The 16,056-nt window shown below is 64.2% G+C and carries 17 protein-coding genes and 2 riboswitches; of the genes, 6 read left to right on the top strand and 11 right to left on the bottom strand.

Going from position 1 to position 16,056, the window contains the following annotated elements; genetic code table 11:
- Positions 1–206: 206 nt before the first annotated feature.
- The 3 genes from MFF62_RS10280 to MFF62_RS10290 all read right to left on the bottom strand — a co-directional run bounded on the left by MFF62_RS10280 (position 207) and on the right by MFF62_RS10290 (position 4,375).
- Positions 207–1,472, bottom strand: coding sequence for a D-amino acid dehydrogenase (locus MFF62_RS10280; protein WP_238262776.1), 1,266 nt, complete (start codon positions 1,470–1,472; stop codon positions 207–209).
- A 59-nt stretch (positions 1,473–1,531) separates the two neighbouring features.
- A riboswitch (glycine riboswitch) is annotated at positions 1,532–1,634 on the bottom strand.
- Positions 1,635–1,733: riboswitch (glycine riboswitch) on the bottom strand.
- A gap of 77 nt (positions 1,734–1,810) precedes the next feature.
- The gene (locus MFF62_RS10285; protein ID WP_238262778.1) at positions 1,811–3,022 is read right to left on the bottom strand and encodes a M20 aminoacylase family protein; all 1,212 of its coding nucleotides are present in this window, start codon (positions 3,020–3,022) and stop codon (positions 1,811–1,813) included.
- A 30-nt stretch (positions 3,023–3,052) separates the two neighbouring features.
- On the bottom strand, positions 3,053–4,375 hold the full coding sequence (locus tag MFF62_RS10290) for an MFS transporter (RefSeq protein ID WP_238262780.1): 1,323 nt from the start codon (positions 4,373–4,375) through the stop codon (positions 3,053–3,055).
- Between the two features lie 283 nt (positions 4,376–4,658).
- On the opposite strand from MFF62_RS10290, the gene MFF62_RS10295 reads away from it, so the two are divergent.
- Positions 4,659–5,585, top strand: a complete 927-nt coding sequence (locus tag MFF62_RS10295) for a LysR family transcriptional regulator (RefSeq protein WP_238262782.1) — start codon at positions 4,659–4,661, stop codon at positions 5,583–5,585.
- 13 nt (positions 5,586–5,598) lie between these two features.
- Here MFF62_RS10295 and MFF62_RS10300 read toward each other — a convergent pair whose 3' ends face one another.
- The 3 genes from MFF62_RS10300 to MFF62_RS10310 all read right to left on the bottom strand — a co-directional run bounded on the left by MFF62_RS10300 (position 5,599) and on the right by MFF62_RS10310 (position 7,220).
- Complete coding sequence (locus MFF62_RS10300; protein ID WP_238262784.1) at positions 5,599–6,276, bottom strand: type 1 glutamine amidotransferase domain-containing protein; 678 nt, start codon at positions 6,274–6,276, stop codon at positions 5,599–5,601.
- A gap of 102 nt (positions 6,277–6,378) precedes the next feature.
- The gene (locus tag MFF62_RS10305) at positions 6,379–6,951 is read right to left on the bottom strand and encodes a cytochrome b/b6 domain-containing protein (protein ID WP_238262786.1); all 573 of its coding nucleotides are present in this window, start codon (positions 6,949–6,951) and stop codon (positions 6,379–6,381) included.
- A 2-nt stretch (positions 6,952–6,953) separates the two neighbouring features.
- Complete coding sequence (locus MFF62_RS10310) at positions 6,954–7,220, bottom strand: PepSY domain-containing protein (protein WP_238262788.1); 267 nt, start codon at positions 7,218–7,220, stop codon at positions 6,954–6,956.
- Positions 7,221–7,472: 252 nt separating this feature from the next.
- On the opposite strand from MFF62_RS10310, the gene MFF62_RS10315 reads away from it, so the two are divergent.
- On the top strand, positions 7,473–8,474 hold the full coding sequence (locus MFF62_RS10315) for a LysR family transcriptional regulator (protein WP_238262789.1): 1,002 nt from the start codon (positions 7,473–7,475) through the stop codon (positions 8,472–8,474).
- Positions 8,475–8,497: 23 nt separating this feature from the next.
- On the opposite strand, the gene MFF62_RS10320 is transcribed toward MFF62_RS10315, so the two are convergent.
- Positions 8,498–9,004 (bottom strand): DUF6630 family protein, encoded by a 507-nt coding sequence (locus tag MFF62_RS10320; RefSeq protein ID WP_238262791.1) that lies wholly within the window; start codon positions 9,002–9,004, stop codon positions 8,498–8,500.
- A 31-nt stretch (positions 9,005–9,035) separates the two neighbouring features.
- Positions 9,036–9,725: an ArsR/SmtB family transcription factor gene (locus tag MFF62_RS10325; protein ID WP_238262793.1), complete on the bottom strand. Its 690-nt coding sequence runs from the start codon at positions 9,723–9,725 to the stop codon at positions 9,036–9,038.
- Positions 9,726–10,016: 291 nt separating this feature from the next.
- Here MFF62_RS10325 and MFF62_RS10330 point away from each other — a divergent pair, with 291 nt between their 5' ends.
- A complete protein-coding gene (locus tag MFF62_RS10330) occupies positions 10,017–10,715 on the top strand; it encodes a hydrolase (RefSeq protein ID WP_238262795.1) in 699 nt (232 codons plus the stop codon).
- 75 nt (positions 10,716–10,790) lie between these two features.
- Positions 10,791–10,988, top strand: coding sequence for a hypothetical protein (locus MFF62_RS10335; RefSeq protein ID WP_238262797.1), 198 nt, complete (start codon positions 10,791–10,793; stop codon positions 10,986–10,988).
- Between the two features lie 38 nt (positions 10,989–11,026).
- Here the strand turns inward: MFF62_RS10335 and MFF62_RS10340 are convergent, their stop codons facing one another.
- On the bottom strand, positions 11,027–11,938 hold the full coding sequence (locus MFF62_RS10340) for a LysR substrate-binding domain-containing protein (RefSeq protein WP_238262798.1): 912 nt from the start codon (positions 11,936–11,938) through the stop codon (positions 11,027–11,029).
- 220 nt (positions 11,939–12,158) lie between these two features.
- Here MFF62_RS10340 and MFF62_RS10345 point away from each other — a divergent pair, with 220 nt between their 5' ends.
- Positions 12,159–13,109, top strand: coding sequence for a ring-cleaving dioxygenase (locus tag MFF62_RS10345; RefSeq protein ID WP_238262799.1), 951 nt, complete (start codon positions 12,159–12,161; stop codon positions 13,107–13,109).
- 28 nt (positions 13,110–13,137) lie between these two features.
- Positions 13,138–13,764, top strand: a complete 627-nt coding sequence (gene wrbA / locus MFF62_RS10350) for an NAD(P)H:quinone oxidoreductase (protein WP_238262801.1) — start codon at positions 13,138–13,140, stop codon at positions 13,762–13,764.
- A 342-nt stretch (positions 13,765–14,106) separates the two neighbouring features.
- Here wrbA and MFF62_RS10355 read toward each other — a convergent pair whose 3' ends face one another.
- Together MFF62_RS10355 and MFF62_RS10360 are read right to left on the bottom strand one after the other, a co-directional pair.
- Positions 14,107–15,141 (bottom strand): glutathione S-transferase family protein, encoded by a 1,035-nt coding sequence (locus MFF62_RS10355; protein WP_238262803.1) that lies wholly within the window; start codon positions 15,139–15,141, stop codon positions 14,107–14,109.
- The gene (locus MFF62_RS10360; RefSeq protein WP_238262805.1) at positions 15,138–16,046 is read right to left on the bottom strand and encodes a tryptophan 2,3-dioxygenase; all 909 of its coding nucleotides are present in this window, start codon (positions 16,044–16,046) and stop codon (positions 15,138–15,140) included. Before MFF62_RS10360 ends, MFF62_RS10355 begins: the two co-directional genes overlap by 4 nt.
- Positions 16,047–16,056 lie beyond the last annotated feature (10 nt).

Raw genomic sequence — 16,056 nt, forward strand, 5'->3', positions numbered from 1 at the left:
TTCGAAAGCCCTGCTCAAACGAGCAGGGCTTTTTTCGTTTGTGCGTTTGAATTTCGCTCGGTTTTTTCTCCCCTCTCCCGCAGAGCGGGAGAGGGGCTGGGGGTGAGGGCCAGCGCATCAAGACGCGACGGCGGCAGTTTGAACCGCCAAGCCCTCTCCCCCGACTCCTCTCCCACAAGTGGGAGAGGGGAGAAAAACAGAGGCCCTCAAGCCGTCACGCCGCTCGCCATCTCCCCGAGTGCAACGCGTCCATCTCCCGCCGCCTGCCGCACCACATCCCCCACCATCTCCGCCGTCACTGCAGACAGCGTCCATCCCAGATGTCCGTGCCCGGTGTTGTAGAACACGTTGGCGGCGTGCCCGCGCCCGACGCGCGGCATCATGTTGGGCATCATCGGACGCAGGCCGGCCCAGGGCACCACGCTGCGCGTGCTGACGCCGGGAAAGCACTGATGTACCCAGTCGACCAGCGGGCGAATGCGGTCGGCGCGGATGTCGCGGTTGATGCCGTTGAACTCGGCGGTGCCCGCCACGCGGAAGCGGTCGGCGCCCAGGCGGCTGGTCACGAGCTTGGTCTCGTCGTCAAGCAGGCTGACCGTCGGTGCGCTGGCCTGGCTTTCCGCGTCGTTGAGATTCACTGTGATCGAGTAGCCCTTCACCGGATAGACGTTGATGCGGTCGCCAAGCTGCTGCGCGAACGCGCGGCTGGCCACGCCGGCGCATACCACCACGCCGTCAAAGTCGCGCGAAGTGGGCAGGTTGTCTTCCGCCGACTGCACGGTCACGCGGCGGCCGGTGGTGGATACCGATCGCACGTCCTGGTTGTACAGCATCTGGACACCGAGGCGCCGGGCAGCGGCGGCCAGACCGTTCGTGAACTTGTGGATATCGCCGGTGGAATCGCTCTCGGTGTAGTAGCCGCCGTAGTACTGCCCGGCCAGCGTGGGCTCGATGGCGCGCATCTCGTCGGGCGTGACGGCCCGGCGCTCCAGCCCGCCTTTGGCCAGCAGCGCCGACACGCGGCCGGCGTGGTCGAATCCCGCCCGGTTACGATAGATATGCAGGATGCCAAGCCGCTTGAGATCGAAGTCGATGCCTTCGGCGTCAGCCCATGCAAACAGGTGCTGGCGCGCCGCCACCGCCAGGCGCGCGGTCTCGATGGTGTTGGCGCGATAGTGCGGCATCGATGCAATGAACTCGGCGAACCAGCTCAGCTTGTGCCACGACGGGCGTGGGTTGACGAGCAGGGGCGCATCGGCGCGCAGCATCCACTTGATGCCCTTGGCCAGCGTGGACCAGTGCGTCCAGACTTCGGCGTTCGACGCGGACAACTGGCCGCCGTTGGCGAACGACGTTTCCATGGCCGCATAGCGGTGCCGTTCGAACAACGTGACAGAGAACCCGCGCCGGGCCAGCGCATAGGCCGTGGTGACGCCGGTAATACCGCCGCCGACAACTGCAATGGATTTCATGAGGAAGGTCTTCCAGGACGTCATGGAGTGGCAGTCCACGGCGCACCATGCGCAACGCGGACGCCCCCTCTGTCCTTGACCTGAGAGATTCGCGGGCGCGCGGCCCGCTTGCTCCTTCGGTACCACCGGCCGACGTACGGGCCGGGGGTTCTTCAGAGTGCACTGGCGATACCGGTCCTTTTGCCTGAGAGTTTCCGGGGCGGTTGCTCCTTCGGCGCCGCGCTGCCTGGCGGCAGCGACGGGCTCTCCCGATATCGCGGGGTACAACGGTGGCAACTATGCCATAGAAATTAAGGAATCGGCTATGTGGGAAAGCGATACCCGGATCGGGCGCATGGTCACGCCTCGGCCACCAGGAAGCGCTCTGCCAGCCGCACCCACGCCGACGCGCCCAGCGGCAGCACCGCGTCGTTGAAGTCGTAGCCCGGGTTGTGCACCATGCAGCCGCCGAATTCGCCTTCGCCGTTGCCCAGGATCAGGTAGCAGCCTGGCACCGCGTTCAACATCCAGGCAAAGTCCTCGCTGCCGTTGAGTCCCTTGGGCGCCTGCGTGACCACCTGCTCCGCGCCGACCAGTTCCTTGCAGACCTCGGCGGCCAGCGCTGTTGGCGCCGCGGCGTTCACCATCGGCGGCGTGAGCTGGCGATAGTCGATCTGTGCGGTTACGCCGTGCGCCTGCGCGGTCAGGCTGACGATGTCGTAGATGCGCGATTCCACCAGCGCGCGCGTTTCAGGGCTAGCCGCGCGCACGTTGAGGCCGATCTTCACTTCCTCGGGAATCACGTTGTGCGTGGCGCCGGCGTGGATGTAGCCAATCGACACCACGGCCGTGTCATCGGGTGCCACGTTGCGCGCCACCACGGTCTGCAGCGCGGTGATGATGGCGGCCGATGCAGCGATCGGGTCCTTCGAACGATGCGGCATGGCGCCATGGCCGCCGACGCCGCGAATCGTGACGTCGGCGACATCGGACGACAGGCTCACCGGGCCTTCCAGCACTCGGAACGACCCGGCCGGCACGCCGGGCATGTTGTGCAGCGCGTAGACCGTGTCGCACGGAAAGCGCTCGAACAGGCCATCCTCGATCATGGCGCGCGCGCCGCACAGGTTTTCCTCGTCGGGCTGGAAGATCAGGTTCAGCGTGCCGTCGAAGCTGCGCGAATCTGCCAGTGCCTTGGCCGCCGCCAGCAGGATGGCGGTGTGGCCATCGTGCCCGCAGGCGTGCATGCGGCCCGGCGTCTTGCTGGCATAGGGCAGGCCCGTGGCTTCCTTGATCGGCAGCGCGTCCATGTCGGCCCGGATGCCCAGGCTGCGCGTGCCGTTGCCCACCTTGAGCCGGCCCACCACGCCGCTCTTGCCGATGCCGGTGTGCACCTCGTAGCCCCAGCTTTCCAGCAGCGTGGCCACGAGCCGGCTGGTGGCGCCCACTTCAAAGCCCAGCTCGGGTTGCGAGTGGATCTGGCGGCGGATGTCGACAAACGTATCGGTGTCGATCTGGGGCAGCAGGTGCGGACGCAGCTGGAACGGGGTCAGGGTGGATTCGCGTGTCATGGTGTGTGTCTCTCTCGCTCTCTCAGGGGATCAGTGTTCGCGTTTTTCGGTGATGCGCAGTACGGCAGTCAATGCCAGCACGCCGCACATCATCATGTAGAAGGCCGGGGACATCGGGTTGCCGGTCTTGGCCAGCAGCCACGTGACAATGAACTGCGACGAGCCGCCGAAGACCGTGACGCCGACGCTGTAGATCACCGCCAGTCCCGTGGCGCGCACGCCGGCCGGCAGCATTTCCAGCAGCATCAGGAACAGCGGCGTGGTGCCCAGGTTGATACTGGCGGTCAGCAGCGCGGACAGGCCCAGCACCAGCGGCACGCTCGGGTAGTGGTTCATCAGCCAGAATGCGGGATAGACGGCTACCAGGCTGAACAGCAGCGACCCGGCCACCAGCGGCTTGCGATAGGTGAGGCGGTCTGCCAGGCGGCCGGCAATCAGCGAGACGACCAGCAGCGTGACGCCGGTCACGCAACCGGACAGGTACGACAGCGATGCCGGCATGTGCAACACGCGGATCATGTAGGTGGGCATGAAGAACACCACCAGGTACATCGTGGCCGTGCCGGCGGTGCCGGCCAGAATGCCCAGCACGACCTTGCCGGCGTGGTTGCGGAACAGTTCACCCACGGGGCTCGGCGCATCGGCGTCGGCATGATGCGTTTCATCGAGATTCGCGCGGATGTAGAGACCCACCGGTGCGATCAGCAGCCCCAGCAGGAACGGCACGCGCCAGCCCCAGCTTTCCAGCGCCTCGGTGGACAGCAGCGCGTAGAGCGTGGCGCCCATGGCGGCACCGGCCAGCGCCGAGATGCCCTGGCTGCCGATCTGCCAGCTCACGCGCCAGCCACGGCCACTCACGTCGCCGCCTTCCATCAGCATTGCGGTGGACGCGCCGATTTCGCCGCCCAGCGAGAAGCCCTGCAGCAGCCGTCCGGCCAGGATCGTCAGCGATCCAAGCACGCCAGCCGTGGCGTAGGTCGGTGCCAGCGCAATGCACAGCGTGCCGATCACCATGAGCCCGATGGTCAGCGTCATCGCCGCCTTGCGCCCATGCCGGTCTGCGTAGTTGCCGATCAGCACGCCGCCCAGCGGGCGCATGACAAAGCCGATGCCGAACGTGGCCACGGCCAGCAGCAGCGATCCGTAAGGGCTGTCGGAAGGAAAGAACAGCTTGCCGATCAGCAGCGAGAAGAAGCTGTAGACCGTGAAGTCGAACATCTCCAGCGCGTTGCCAATGGAGCAGGCGGCGATCAGGCGGAACTGGCTTTGGCGGGGCTTGTGCGCCGCAGAGGCGGGGGTGGCTGCAGCGGCTGCGGAGAGCGGCGCACCGGCGGGCATTGTCGCGTCGTTCATGTCAGGGGGCTCCACGAACTGGGTTGGGGATGCGTGGAGCCGTTCAGCCGGTTTCCATCGCGCAAGTCGGACGTCCTTGGCGATGCAGTATTCCGGCAAACACGCCATGCCGAAAATCATTTATTGTCATCGTGATAACCAAACGGCATCACCGTCACCATCACCCGCCCGGCACCATCAGGACTAGTACCTACAGGGCGCTTGTAGTGGGTGCCGTGCACGACGAATGCGCGCGCCGCACCACGGCGGGGCATCGACAAATGGACGTTCGGGAGAAACCCTGATGAAGCTGCAACAACTGCGCGTGCTGGTGGCGGTGGCCCAGCACGGCAGCATGCACGAGGCCGCACGCAGCCTGCATACGTCGCAACCGGCACTATCCAAGGCCATTGCCGAACTGGAGCGCGAACTGGGTGTCACGCTGATGTCGCGCTCGGTGCGCGGTGTGAGCCTGACCGCCTACGGCCTGGCGCTGGTGCGCCGTGCCACGGTGGTGGAGCAGGAACTGCGGCACGCGCTGGAAGACATCGAATCGATTCGCGGGCATGCCGAAGCCCAGCTACATATCGGCTTCACGGCGGTGGCATCAAGCGCCGCGCTGCCCGATGCGATGGCCGCGTACCGTCAGCGCTATCCCAACGTGACGCTACGCGCGCTGGAGCTGCGTCCGCAGCAGATCCTGGAGGGTTTGCGTGAAGGGCGGCTCGATCTGGGGCTGATCTCCACCAACAGCGGCCCGGGTGGCGGCGGCATGCAGTGGGAGCCGCTGTTTTCCGTGGGCATGGGGCTGGCGGTGCGGCCTGACCATCCGTTGCGCCGCGCGCGACGCCTGCGCGCATTGCTCGATGCCGACTGGCTGACGCTGGACCCGCTCGACGATCCGGGCAGCCCGCTGGCCAGCCTGATGCGCTTGCATCGGCTGGACATGCCCAAGCGCATCGTGCAAAGCGCGTCGAACCTGCTGGGGCTGCAACTGGCGACCAAGACCGACCTGATCAGCGTGTGGTCGAACTACGTGTTCGATGGCACGGGGCCGCTCAAGCTCGACCCGCAGGCACTGGTGCGCCTGCCCATCGCCGATGAGCTGCCCGAGTTCCAGGTGTTCCTGGTCTATCGATCCGAAGACCTGATGACGCATGCCTGCGCGCAGTTCACGCGCGAGGTGCGGCATGCGGCCAAGCCGCTGCGCCGCACCCGCCAGGCGTCCTGATGAATCGGTCGAATTACTTCAGCAGCTTCATCAGCGCATGCGCGCCGGCTTCGGATGACGCGGGATTCTGTCCGGTCACCAGCTTGCCGTCGGTAATTGCGTAGCTGGCCCAGTCATCGCCGCGCGAGAACTCGGCGCCGTTGGCCTTGAGCACGTCCTCGACCAGATACGGCACCACCTTGGTCAATTGCACGGCCTCTTCCTCGGTGTTGGTGAAGCCGGTCACCTTGCGGCCCTTCACGAATGGCTCGCCGTCGGCACGCTTGACGTGGCGCAGCACACCGGGTGCGTGGCAGACCAGCGCCATCGGCTTGCCGGCGCGGTCGAAGGCTTCGAGGAGTGCGATCGATCGCTTGTCTTCGGTCAGGTCCCATAGCGGCCCGTGTCCGCCGGGATAGAAGACCGAGTCGAAGTCGTCGGCCTTGACCTGATCGAGCGTCAGCGTGGTGGCAAGGACTTTCTGGGCGGCGGGGTCTTGCTGGAACCGGCGTGTGGAGTCGGTCTTGAAGTCGGGTTCGTCACTCTTGGGATCGAGGGGCGGCTGTCCGCCCTTGGGCGATGCCACCGTGACATCCACGCCCGCATCCTTGAACACGTAGTAGGGTGCCGCGAATTCCTCGAGCCAGAAGCCGGTTTTCTTGCCGGTGTTGCCAAGCTGGTCATGCGAGGTGAGCACCATCAGGATCTTCATTGTCGTTCTCCGCCGGAGTTGGCGCCCCAACTTGCACGCGCGGGGCACAGGCAACCATCGTAGGCAGTGGCCCACGATTCCGAAAGCCCGGATACGGATTTGTCAGGAGCGATGGTCGGTATCGTGCCCGCTATTGCGGCGCTTGCGTCCAGTAAGCATCGCGGCAATCAGGTTCTCGCGCCCCTTGAGGCTCATGGCGATGGCAGCCACCACATGCACGGCCACCAGGCCAAGCAGCGTGTTCGACAGCCAGCGATGGATGTCGATGGGCCAGTCCTCACCCCAAAATGGGTCCAGCCGCGACATCCAGCCCGTGATGGCCAATGCCAGGATCAGCGTCCACGTCGCCAGCATCATCACCGCACCCAGCGGCGTGTGGCTGACAAAGCGCGGCGCACGGCCGTGCAGCAACGCGCGGCCATAGGCCAGCACGCCGGCCGGACGCGGCAGCCACGCGCCAAAGCGCGCATGCTCGGTGCCGACGAACCCCCACACGATGCGGAACAGCACGAGTCCGGCCGCCACATAGCCGAGCTGGCGATGCAGAAGATCGCCGGAATCGTCGATCACGTCATAGAAGACGATGGCCGCCACGCTCCAGTGCGTGAAGCGGACAGCCAGGTCCCAGACGCGAATCGTGCCGGATGCCTGCACCCGATCCGCGGGGGTTGCCATGGTTACTTCTCGATCTCGGATTTGACGATGTCGAGCGTCTTCGTGTCGAAATAGATCTCGGCCTTCTTGCCGTCCTTGGTGGTGCCGTAGATCTCGTAGCAGTTGCCGTCGACCTTGAACTTCTTGATGTTGTAGCCCTGGGCCGCGATCTTGGCCTTGGCATCGGCCTCGGGCATCCATTCCGACTTGGGATGCTTGGCGCAGTTGGCGCCGGCAAACGCGGCAGTGGAAAACAGGCCGACAAGAACAGCGGCGGCAAACTTGTGCATGGCGCAACTCCCTGAAAAGCCCGGTTGGGCGAAGATCTATGAATCGTAGAGGCTATTGAGATCGATTCTCAATGTAGGTTTATCCCGATCCTCCAGGTGGCGGAATCCTTACCAAAGCCGGCAAATGTCATTCGGCTGTCACCCTTTCGTAATGTCCCTACTTTAGACGTGGACTTCACCATTGTTCGTCTTGTGGGACAATCGCGCTGCATCGGATAAGGGTTTTCCCGATGCCGGCTTCGAAGGGACTGCATGAAAACGATCGACTGGAAGGACTGGGAAATCTTTTGCCGCGTGGTAGAAGGCGGCGGCTTCACACAGGGGGCCGAACTCGCGGAAGTCCCAAAGTCATCGGCAAGCGCGGCCGTGGCGCGGCTGGAAGGCCAGCTTGGCGTGCGCCTTTTCGAGCGCACCACGCGCCGGGTGCGCGTGCCGCAACGTGGTCAGCAACTCTACGACCGGGTGGCGCCATTGTTCGGCGCGCTGCGCGAGATCAGCGCCGAAGCCGCGTCGGTCAGCTCCGAAATCAGCGGCACGATCCGTATCGCCACGCCTTATGAAGTGGGTTCGCAGCATCTGTCGCCCACGCTGAACCACCTGCTCAAGCTGCATCCGTCGCTACGCGTGCAACTCGACATGAACTGGGACCAGCCCGACCTGATCCGCCATGGCTACGACCTGGCGTTCGTGATGACCGACACGGGTTTGAGCGACAGTTCATTTGCCAGCAAGCGCGTGGTGCTGATCGAGCGCGCGCTCTACGCGGCGCCCTCGCTGATCCGTGAGCGCGGCCTGCCACGCACGCCGAAGGATCTGGTCGGCTGGCCGACCGTGGGCAGCCTCGACGAAACGCACTGGGAATTCATGCGCGATGGCGTGGAAACCTATTCGCTCGACGTGGACCCGCGCATCTGCACGCACAACGCCGAAGTCCGCCTGAAGGCGGCCGTCGACGGGCTGGGTGTCACCCGCCTGTCGCCGCGCTTCGTGCACGAACAACTGGTGCAGGGGCAGCTCGTGCGCGTGCTGCCTGGCTATTCGTCGTCGCCACTCAAGGTGTATGTGCTGATGCCCGCGCGCAAGCTGATGCCTGCCAGCGTGCGTGCATTCCTGACCGCGCTGGAAGAAACGCTGGGGGTGCCGGAGACGCGGCGCCCGGTGCCCAGCGCGGCAACCGCGCCGGTGCCGGAGGTTGCCTTGGCTGTCGACGCGGACGGAGCCGATGACCAGCCTGTGATCCTGACGCTGGACTGAGCTGACGGACCGCTTCAGTAAGGCTAGTAAGGCTGGTCGCCGCTGCGCAGGTCGAAGCTCAGCGTTTCGGCGATCTCCAGCATTTCGTCGTCGTCCTCGCTGCGCGTGATCCAGCCCGCGTAGGCATCGCCGCCGGTATCCCAGTTCCAGAGGGTGTAGCCGGCCACGCGCAACTGGTCGGTGGCCAGCTCCATCAGCTCCGGCACGCTCGTGCCCTCCAGGAAATCCTCGTCCTCGGTGTCGTCCGTACCCCAGTCGATCTCCAGGTCGATGCGCTCGCAAAGCTGGTTCAGGCAGCCGATGAAGGACTCGGCGTCCTTCCAGTCGACATAGAAGCCCGACTCCCAGTCGATGATCTCCTTGACCTGGAAGAGCAGCATGTCGGCGTCGGCCTCGTCTTCCTCGGCGTCTTCGAGCGCCTCCTCGAACAGTGCCAAATGCCGCGTGGTCTGCTGGGTATCTCCCAGGTTGATCAGCGCAAAGAGCCGGCTTACGGCGTCCTGCGCGTCGTCGTTGAGTTCTATTGCCATCGGTTGCTCCTTTGTGGCGCGAATTCCCGGTTTATGCGGCCACGTTGCCAATCTCGCGATGCCCCCGCGGCGTCACGCGCAATGCGCGCGAAGCTTCGGTAGGCTCGATCCAGCCCTTCTCCAGCATGACATCCAGCAATGCGGCACCGAGCGCTCCGCCCAGATGCGGCTTGCGCTCGCTCCAGTCGGGGCACGTGCACGCAAACTGCCGCCGCTTGCGCCGCGTGGCATCCAGGTCGACGCCCAACCCTGCAATGGCGTGCGCGCCATCCCCGGTCAGGTCCACCCGCGTGCCATCCACGGCCAGCCACCCGGCCTGCCACATTCGGTCGAAAAGACCCACCGCAAGTTCCCCGGCCAGATGGTCATAACAGGTGCGCGCCTGCCGTAGCGCCGGCGGCGTGGTGCGCGACACGGGCAACGCCCGCACGCGCGGCGGCTGGCTGACCAGCGACGCCGTGGCCAACGCCTCGATGGCCACGCCAATCTCGGGCGCCGCCAGCCGGTAATACCGGTTACGCCCGCGAGATTCCACGGCCAGCAACCCGCCTTCCGACAGCCGCGCCAGATGCCCGCTAGTGGAAGACGCCGACAACCCGGCAATCAGCGCCAGCTCACCAGCCGGCCGCGCACTGCCATCCATCAGCGCCCACAGCATCGCCGCGCGCCCGGGATCGGCCAGCAAGCCGGCCAACTGGCTGATGCCTGGAGCGTATTCCATAGTTCAGTGGGAGGTGAAGGGACGGATGGAGTATAGGAGGTTTGGGGGGGAGGCCGGGCATCGCACACGGTTTGTCTTGTCGGCAGACTTCAAGCCAAATTTCCTGCGGTTTCCATATATTCAATTATTTTGAATAACTATGACAGCGATAGCCTGTTTCCTCCGGCTGGGCGACCGCTATAGTTCTGCACATGGACAGCGCAGCAACGCACTGAAGCAAACGAAGCGAAGCCCGCGCCGCCCGATAAAACCTCAAATTCATTGAATTATCTTTTATACCGGAGAATCACCATGTCGAACGCCAAGCTGCAAGTCCTGACCCCGCGTAACAGCCAGCTGATCATCATCGACCACCAGCCCCAGATGGCCTTCGGCGTGCAGTCGATGGACCGCCAGACCATGAAGAACAACGTGGTGGGCCTGGCCAAGGCAGCAAAGATCTTCGACGTGCCCACCACCATCACCACGGTGGAAAGCGATTCGTTCTCCGGCTACACCTACCCCGAACTGCTCGACGTCTTCCCGGGCAAGCAAACGCTGGAACGCACCTCGATGAATTCGTGGGACGACCAGAAGGTGCGCGACTCGCTGGCCGCCAACGGCCGCAAGAAGATCGTCGTGGCCGGCCTGTGGACCGAAGTCTGCAACACCACGTTCGCACTCTCGGCCATGCTCGAAGGCGACTACGAGATCTACATGGTGGCCGACGCCTCGGGCGGCACCACCAAGGAAGCGCACGACTACGCCATGCAGCGCATGATCCAGGCCGGCGTGGTGCCGGTCACCTGGCAGCAGGTGCTGCTGGAATGGCAGCGTGACTGGAAGAACAAGGAAACGTACGACGCCGTGACCGGTCTGGCCAAGGAACACTCGGGCGCCTACGGCATGGGTATCGACTACGCCTACACGATGGTGCACAAGGCCGCGCAGCGCACGCAGACCACACACGAGTCCATCGCCCCGGTGCATGCGCCGGTGATCGAGTACTGAAATCCAGGATTGGTGGCGCGGCATCGAGAGCCGGGCCACCGTTTATGAGCGCGGGCGACAAGGGCGGTAACCGCTATGACACGTAATCAACAACTCGGCCGTAAGCTGGAAACGGCCGTCGTCGCATTTGCGACCGGATTTTCAGCACACGGGCAAACGTCTTCGTCGCTCGGTTTGTTGGCCGGAACGCTGGCGGTTTGCGCTCTGGTTGCACGCAGCACTTTCACCAGCCGCTCGTCGACGGTGGGCCTGGTGTTGCTTCCCCAGGGATGACGCCTCTGTTCGCTACCAGCCTCCTTTGGTAGCCACCCCTACCCCCTCTCGAACGCTGTCACCTTCGGCAGCACCTCCGCCAGATAGTCCACCATGGTCCGTACCGCCGGCAGCAGGCCGGTGCGATACGGGATCAACGCCGTGATGCGGGCATCGGCGGCCACCCAGTCCGGCAGCACCTGGCGCAATTCACCGGCCTTGAGTTCGGCCTGGCAGATATAGCCGGGCAGTGCGGCGATGCCGATGTTGGCGCAGGCGGCTTCCTTCAGCGAGATCAGGCTGTTGCTCTGGAAGCGCGGGTCGACGGGAACGGAGACGACGCGGTTGTCAGGCCCCGTCAGGTTCCATAGCTGTGCGGTCTTGCCGCTGCGCGCGATGATCGAATGCGTGGCCAGGTCCTCGGGTGTGCGTGGGACGGACGTGCGCTGCAGATAGCCGGCGCCGGCGAACAGGAACCACGGCGCGCGTGCGAGTGGGTGCTGCACCAGATTGGAGTCTTGCAGCTGGGAGGAGTGTCCGCGTATGGCGAGGTCGAAGCCGTCGCCCACGACATCGAGCACGCGGTCGGTGGCGGTCTCGATGATCTTGACCTTGGGATTGTCGGTCAGGAACGTGGGCAGCACGTGGCGCAATGCGAATTGCGCGATCTCGGCGGCGGTGGTGACGCGTATCACGCCGCTGGGTTCGGTCAGCCGCTGCCGCATCGCTTCCTCGGCAACTTCCGCGCTGCGCAGCAGCGCCATCGCGTACTGGTAGAACTCCATGCCGACCTCGGTCATGGCGAACTGGCGCGACGTCCGGTTGATGAGCCGCACGCCCAGAGACGCCTCCAGTTCCTTCACGCGATGGCTCAGCGTCGATTTAGGCAGGCGCAGCATCTCGCCCGCCGAGGTGAAGCCACCGCGGTCGACGACCTGAACGAAGTAATAGACGTCCTTGAGGTCCAGCATTGGATGGCGTGTGGGGGCGATTGCCTGCTGATCGTTTTGCTGGATGTTACTCCATGACAGACCTGTGACGCATCGGTAAAAACCACCGAGGATCGTTCGAATTTGCCGAACCGTGCGTACAGGTTCCCGACCTTCTCAAATGAATACCAGCGCTTAAGCTGTTGCACGGGGGATAGCCCTGCTGCTGTCCCTGTGCGACGTATTCAATGTGGAGAAGACAATGTCGATGATCAAGGGATTTCACCACCTGACTGCCGGGGTCCGGCACGCTCAGGAAGACGTGGATTTCTACGTGAAGCTGCTGGGCCAGAGCCTGGTCAAGAAGACCGTGCTGCTCGATGGCGAGGACCCGATCTATCACCTGTACTACGGCAACGCCAACGGCGACCCCGGTACGCTGGTGACTTCGTTTCCGTTCCGTCAGCGCGGTGTGATGGCGCGCCCGGGTTCCGGTCAGGTACGCGTGATCAACTACTCGGTGCCGCGTGGCTCGCTGGACTTCTGGCGCGCACGTTTCGATGCGATGAACATCCGCTACGACGCCGACATTGTCGAGCGCTTCGGTGAACGGCGCCAGCGCTTCTATCACCCGAGCGACATCGAGTTCGACCTGGTCGAGACCGATCTGGACAAGCGCCCTGCGTGCGTGGAGAACGGCATTCCGGAAGCCTACGCGGTACGCGGCGTGCACAGCATCACGCTGTCGTTGCGCGAGGTGGCTGAATCGGTGCGCTTCATGAGCGAGGCGATTGGTTTCCGCCTGGTTGGCGAATCGGGCCCGTACCACCGCTTCGAGACGCACACCGGCGGCCCCGGCATGGTAGTGGAGTTCTTCCACGAGCCGGACCGTCTGCAGGGTTCGTCGGTCTATGGCGAAGGCACGATCCACCACGTGGCCTTCGCGGTGGACACCATCGAGCAGCAGATGACGCTCAAGGACAAGTTCATGGCCCTGGGCTACATCGACACTTCGGAGTCGGTGAACCGCAATTACTTCCGCTCGATGTATTTCAAGATGCCGGGTGGCGTGATCTTCGAAGCCGCCACCACCGATATCGGCTTCGCCATCGACGAGGAGCCGGGCCACTTCGGCGAGGAGTTCCAGCTCCCGCCCTGGCTGGCGGAGCGCAAGGACGAACTGCTCGCGCGCCTCGAACCGATTTCCGTCTGACCTGTTTCATCCGAAAGCAAAACGCCAAATGAAAAAATCCAAGATATTGATCGTCTTCTACTCGCGCAACAACTCGACCGAGATGCTGGCCAAGGCCATCGCCGAAGGTGCTATCGAGGCGGGCGCCGAAGTTCGCCTGCGCCGCGCGCGTGAACTAGTTGGCCCCGACGTGATGCAGCAGGTGCCCGGCTGGCTGGAGAACGCCAACGACATGAATGCCCAGTACCCGGCACCGACCGAGGCCGACGCCGAATGGGCAGATGCAATCGTGTTCGGCACGCCGACGCGCTTTGGTTCGATCTCGTCGGAGCTGAAGGCGTATATCGACGGCCTGGGCGGCCTGTGGTTCCAGGGCAAGCTCAACGGCAAGGTGGGGTCGGTGTTCGGCTCGACGTCGTCGATGCACGGCGGCAATGAATCGACGCTGCTGTCGATCTACACGCCGATGGCGCATCTGGGCCTGATCATTGTGCCGCTGGGCTACGCCGATGCCGCCATGTTCAAGGCCGGCACGCCGTACGGCGCCACGCATGTCTCGCGGTTGGATTCGGTGAAGCCGGATGAGGACCATCTGGCTGTGGCGCGCTTCCAGGGACGTCGGGTGACGTCGGTTGCGCGGGCGCTGCATGGTGAGGTTGAGGCGGTCGAGGCTTGAGTTTGAAGTCGTGTTTTCTCACCTCTCCCATGAAGTGGGAGAGGGGCCGGGGGAGAGGGCTTGGCGGTTCAAAATGCGAGATGTCGGCAAGCAGACCCTCGTTGCCCTCACCCCCAACCCCTCTCCCGCGTTGCGGGAGAGGGGAGCCAAACACTCGTGAATCATTGCGACGGCGCTGATTTTCTCCCCTCTCCCATGAAGTGGGAGAGGGGCTGGGGGTGAGGGGCTTGGCGGTTCAAAATGCGACAGATCGACAAGCAGACCTTCGCTACCCTCTCCCCCAACCCCTCTCCCGCGTTGCGGGAGAGGGGAGCTGAAAAGCGGTGGGAAGACGGGCATTACTTACGCCGCCCGCTCCATCAACCCATCCATATACGCCGAAGGCGGCATCGACTCCACAGTCGCGGTCACAACTTGTGCCATCACTGATGGCCTTGCCACCAGCGCATCGACATACCGCCCCACCGCTGGCAAGTCTTCCCACATCGACGCCAGCCCCAGGTAGGCAATCCGAACCAGATTCACGCCCCAGAACACGTCCGCGAGCGTGAACGCATTGCCCGTTACCCAGGTCCCGCCATGGGCGGCAACCGTTCGATCCAGATCCACCAGTAGCTGACCCACGTGCTGACGCATCTCGCGCTGGAAGCTCGCGTCGTGGCAAATCGCCTTGCCGCCGCGTTCCTTCTCGATCTTTGCGCGATAGGCTGCCACCAGTTCGGCGTCGTTGGCATTGGCGTCGATCATGGCCTGCAACGCCAGCACCTTTGCGTCGTAGACGGTTTCCATCACCGCCTTGAGGGCCTCGGGGCGGCGGTCGGCATCGGGATGAAAGCCGTAGAGCAGCGCGCCGTTGGGAATCTTGTCGACGATGCTCGCTTGCCGCAAGACGTCGGTACGCGCCGATCCCAACTCGGGCACCAGCCGGATCGGGGCGGGTGACACCGCATCGAGGTAGCAGCAGATGCGCATGGAATCGGCGATGACGCGGCCGGTGCCGTAGTCGATCAGCAGCGGCACCACGCACGGGTCGAAGCCCTCGGTTTCCACCGAGGTACGGCCGCTGTAGCCATCGACGAACGGCTTGCCGATCTCTCGGCCGGCATACAGCCTGAGCCTGACGTACGACGCCGAATAGTGCTCGGCCGGCACCACGCCATCCTCGCTCATCGCACTGAGGATCAGCATGTCGTTGGACCAGTACGACAACCCCTTCTCGGCCAGCACCGTGCGCACCTTTTGCGAGCACAGCGAACTGGCCGCGTGGAACAGTTCAAAACGTGGCTGCGCGGCGCCGCCGACGATGCGGCTTCGCTGCGGATCCCTCATGGCGGCACGGGCGCCGCCAGCCAACTCCAACAACTGCTCTGCGTTCATGCGCTGCGCTCCTGTTTGTGCATATGAGGACATACCGCTGCCGGCGGATCGCCGATGAAGCTGCGCGCGGTCCACAGTTCCGGAAAGGGCAGTTCTTCCATCGTCGGCAGCAACCAGGCAATGCCTTCAGTGCCGAAGTAGGCCGCCCGGTGTCCGAACGTCCGGCGCGTGGCCATCAGGTGCAAATGCTTCCATGCCGAAAAGCCCTCGACGATGTCGGCCAACGTCTCGCCTAGCAGATACAGCTCGGCATGCTTGCCGGGTTCCGCATAGATATCGCGCCACGCCTGTTCCACCGTCTTGTCCGGTGTGTAGGGCTGCCGGTAGTCGCGCTCACTCACCGCTGCAGGCACCGCGAAGCCGGCGTGATGCAGGTAGGCGAGCACATCGTCATAGAGACTCGGCTGCTCCAGCACCTGGCTCAGTTGCTGATGGCGCTCCGGCTGCGGCGTGAAATGCTGCAGATGTTCGGGCTGCCGGATGCCGAGCAGGTACACCATCTGGCGGTAGGTCCATCCCTGCAGCGCCGTATCCTTGCCGTACTTCGCCACCGCACGCGACAGGATCGACAGCAGGTCGGTCGGCGTCATCCACGCAATCGATTTCCAGGTGGCATTGAGCGGCTCGTGATGTGCCACCACGCGCCGCAGCGTACGGCACACTTCGGCCAGGTCATGACTGCGCAGTTGCTGTTGCGCGGTCTGGATTTCCCGGATCATCAGCATCCAGTACAGCTCGGATACCTGCACGGAGGTGATCCACGCATGCTCGCCGGGATGATCGCTGACCGGGTGCTGCAATGTGTGCAGCACGTCGGTGCGCATCCAGGCGCTGTACGGTGTTTGTCCCGCTGGCGTGATACCGGGTTGGGGGCCAGCGTTCTCGGTCGCTATGGCATTGCTCATCGTTGCCTCC

It is taken from the genome of Cupriavidus pauculus, from assembly GCF_022179805.1.
GTDB lineage: Bacteria > Pseudomonadota > Gammaproteobacteria > Burkholderiales > Burkholderiaceae > Cupriavidus > Cupriavidus pauculus_E.

Coding starts and splice junctions, on each gene's coding strand:
- MFF62_RS10325 (WP_238262793.1), bottom strand. CDS start 9,725: ATGGAATACGCTCCAGGCATCAGCCAGTTGGCCGGCTTGCTGGCCGAT.
- MFF62_RS10305 (WP_238262786.1), bottom strand. CDS start 6,951: ATGGCAACCCCCGCGGATCGGGTGCAGGCATCCGGCACGATTCGCGTC.
- MFF62_RS10285 (WP_238262778.1), bottom strand. CDS start 3,022: ATGACACGCGAATCCACCCTGACCCCGTTCCAGCTGCGTCCGCACCTG.
- MFF62_RS10320 (WP_238262791.1), bottom strand. CDS start 9,004: ATGGCAATAGAACTCAACGACGACGCGCAGGACGCCGTAAGCCGGCTC.
- MFF62_RS10340 (WP_238262798.1), bottom strand. CDS start 11,938: ATGCTGGACCTCAAGGACGTCTATTACTTCGTTCAGGTCGTCGACCGC.
- wrbA (WP_238262801.1), top strand. CDS start 13,138: ATGAAAAAATCCAAGATATTGATCGTCTTCTACTCGCGCAACAACTCG.
- MFF62_RS10290 (WP_238262780.1), bottom strand. CDS start 4,375: ATGAACGACGCGACAATGCCCGCCGGTGCGCCGCTCTCCGCAGCCGCT.
- MFF62_RS10335 (WP_238262797.1), top strand. CDS start 10,791: ATGACACGTAATCAACAACTCGGCCGTAAGCTGGAAACGGCCGTCGTC.
- MFF62_RS10310 (WP_238262788.1), bottom strand. CDS start 7,220: ATGCACAAGTTTGCCGCCGCTGTTCTTGTCGGCCTGTTTTCCACTGCC.
- MFF62_RS10345 (WP_238262799.1), top strand. CDS start 12,159: ATGTCGATGATCAAGGGATTTCACCACCTGACTGCCGGGGTCCGGCAC.
- MFF62_RS10330 (WP_238262795.1), top strand. CDS start 10,017: ATGTCGAACGCCAAGCTGCAAGTCCTGACCCCGCGTAACAGCCAGCTG.
- MFF62_RS10360 (WP_238262805.1), bottom strand. CDS start 16,046: ATGAGCAATGCCATAGCGACCGAGAACGCTGGCCCCCAACCCGGTATC.
- MFF62_RS10295 (WP_238262782.1), top strand. CDS start 4,659: ATGAAGCTGCAACAACTGCGCGTGCTGGTGGCGGTGGCCCAGCACGGC.
- MFF62_RS10280 (WP_238262776.1), bottom strand. CDS start 1,472: ATGAAATCCATTGCAGTTGTCGGCGGCGGTATTACCGGCGTCACCACG.
- MFF62_RS10315 (WP_238262789.1), top strand. CDS start 7,473: ATGAAAACGATCGACTGGAAGGACTGGGAAATCTTTTGCCGCGTGGTA.
- MFF62_RS10300 (WP_238262784.1), bottom strand. CDS start 6,276: ATGAAGATCCTGATGGTGCTCACCTCGCATGACCAGCTTGGCAACACC.
- MFF62_RS10355 (WP_238262803.1), bottom strand. CDS start 15,141: ATGAACGCAGAGCAGTTGTTGGAGTTGGCTGGCGGCGCCCGTGCCGCC.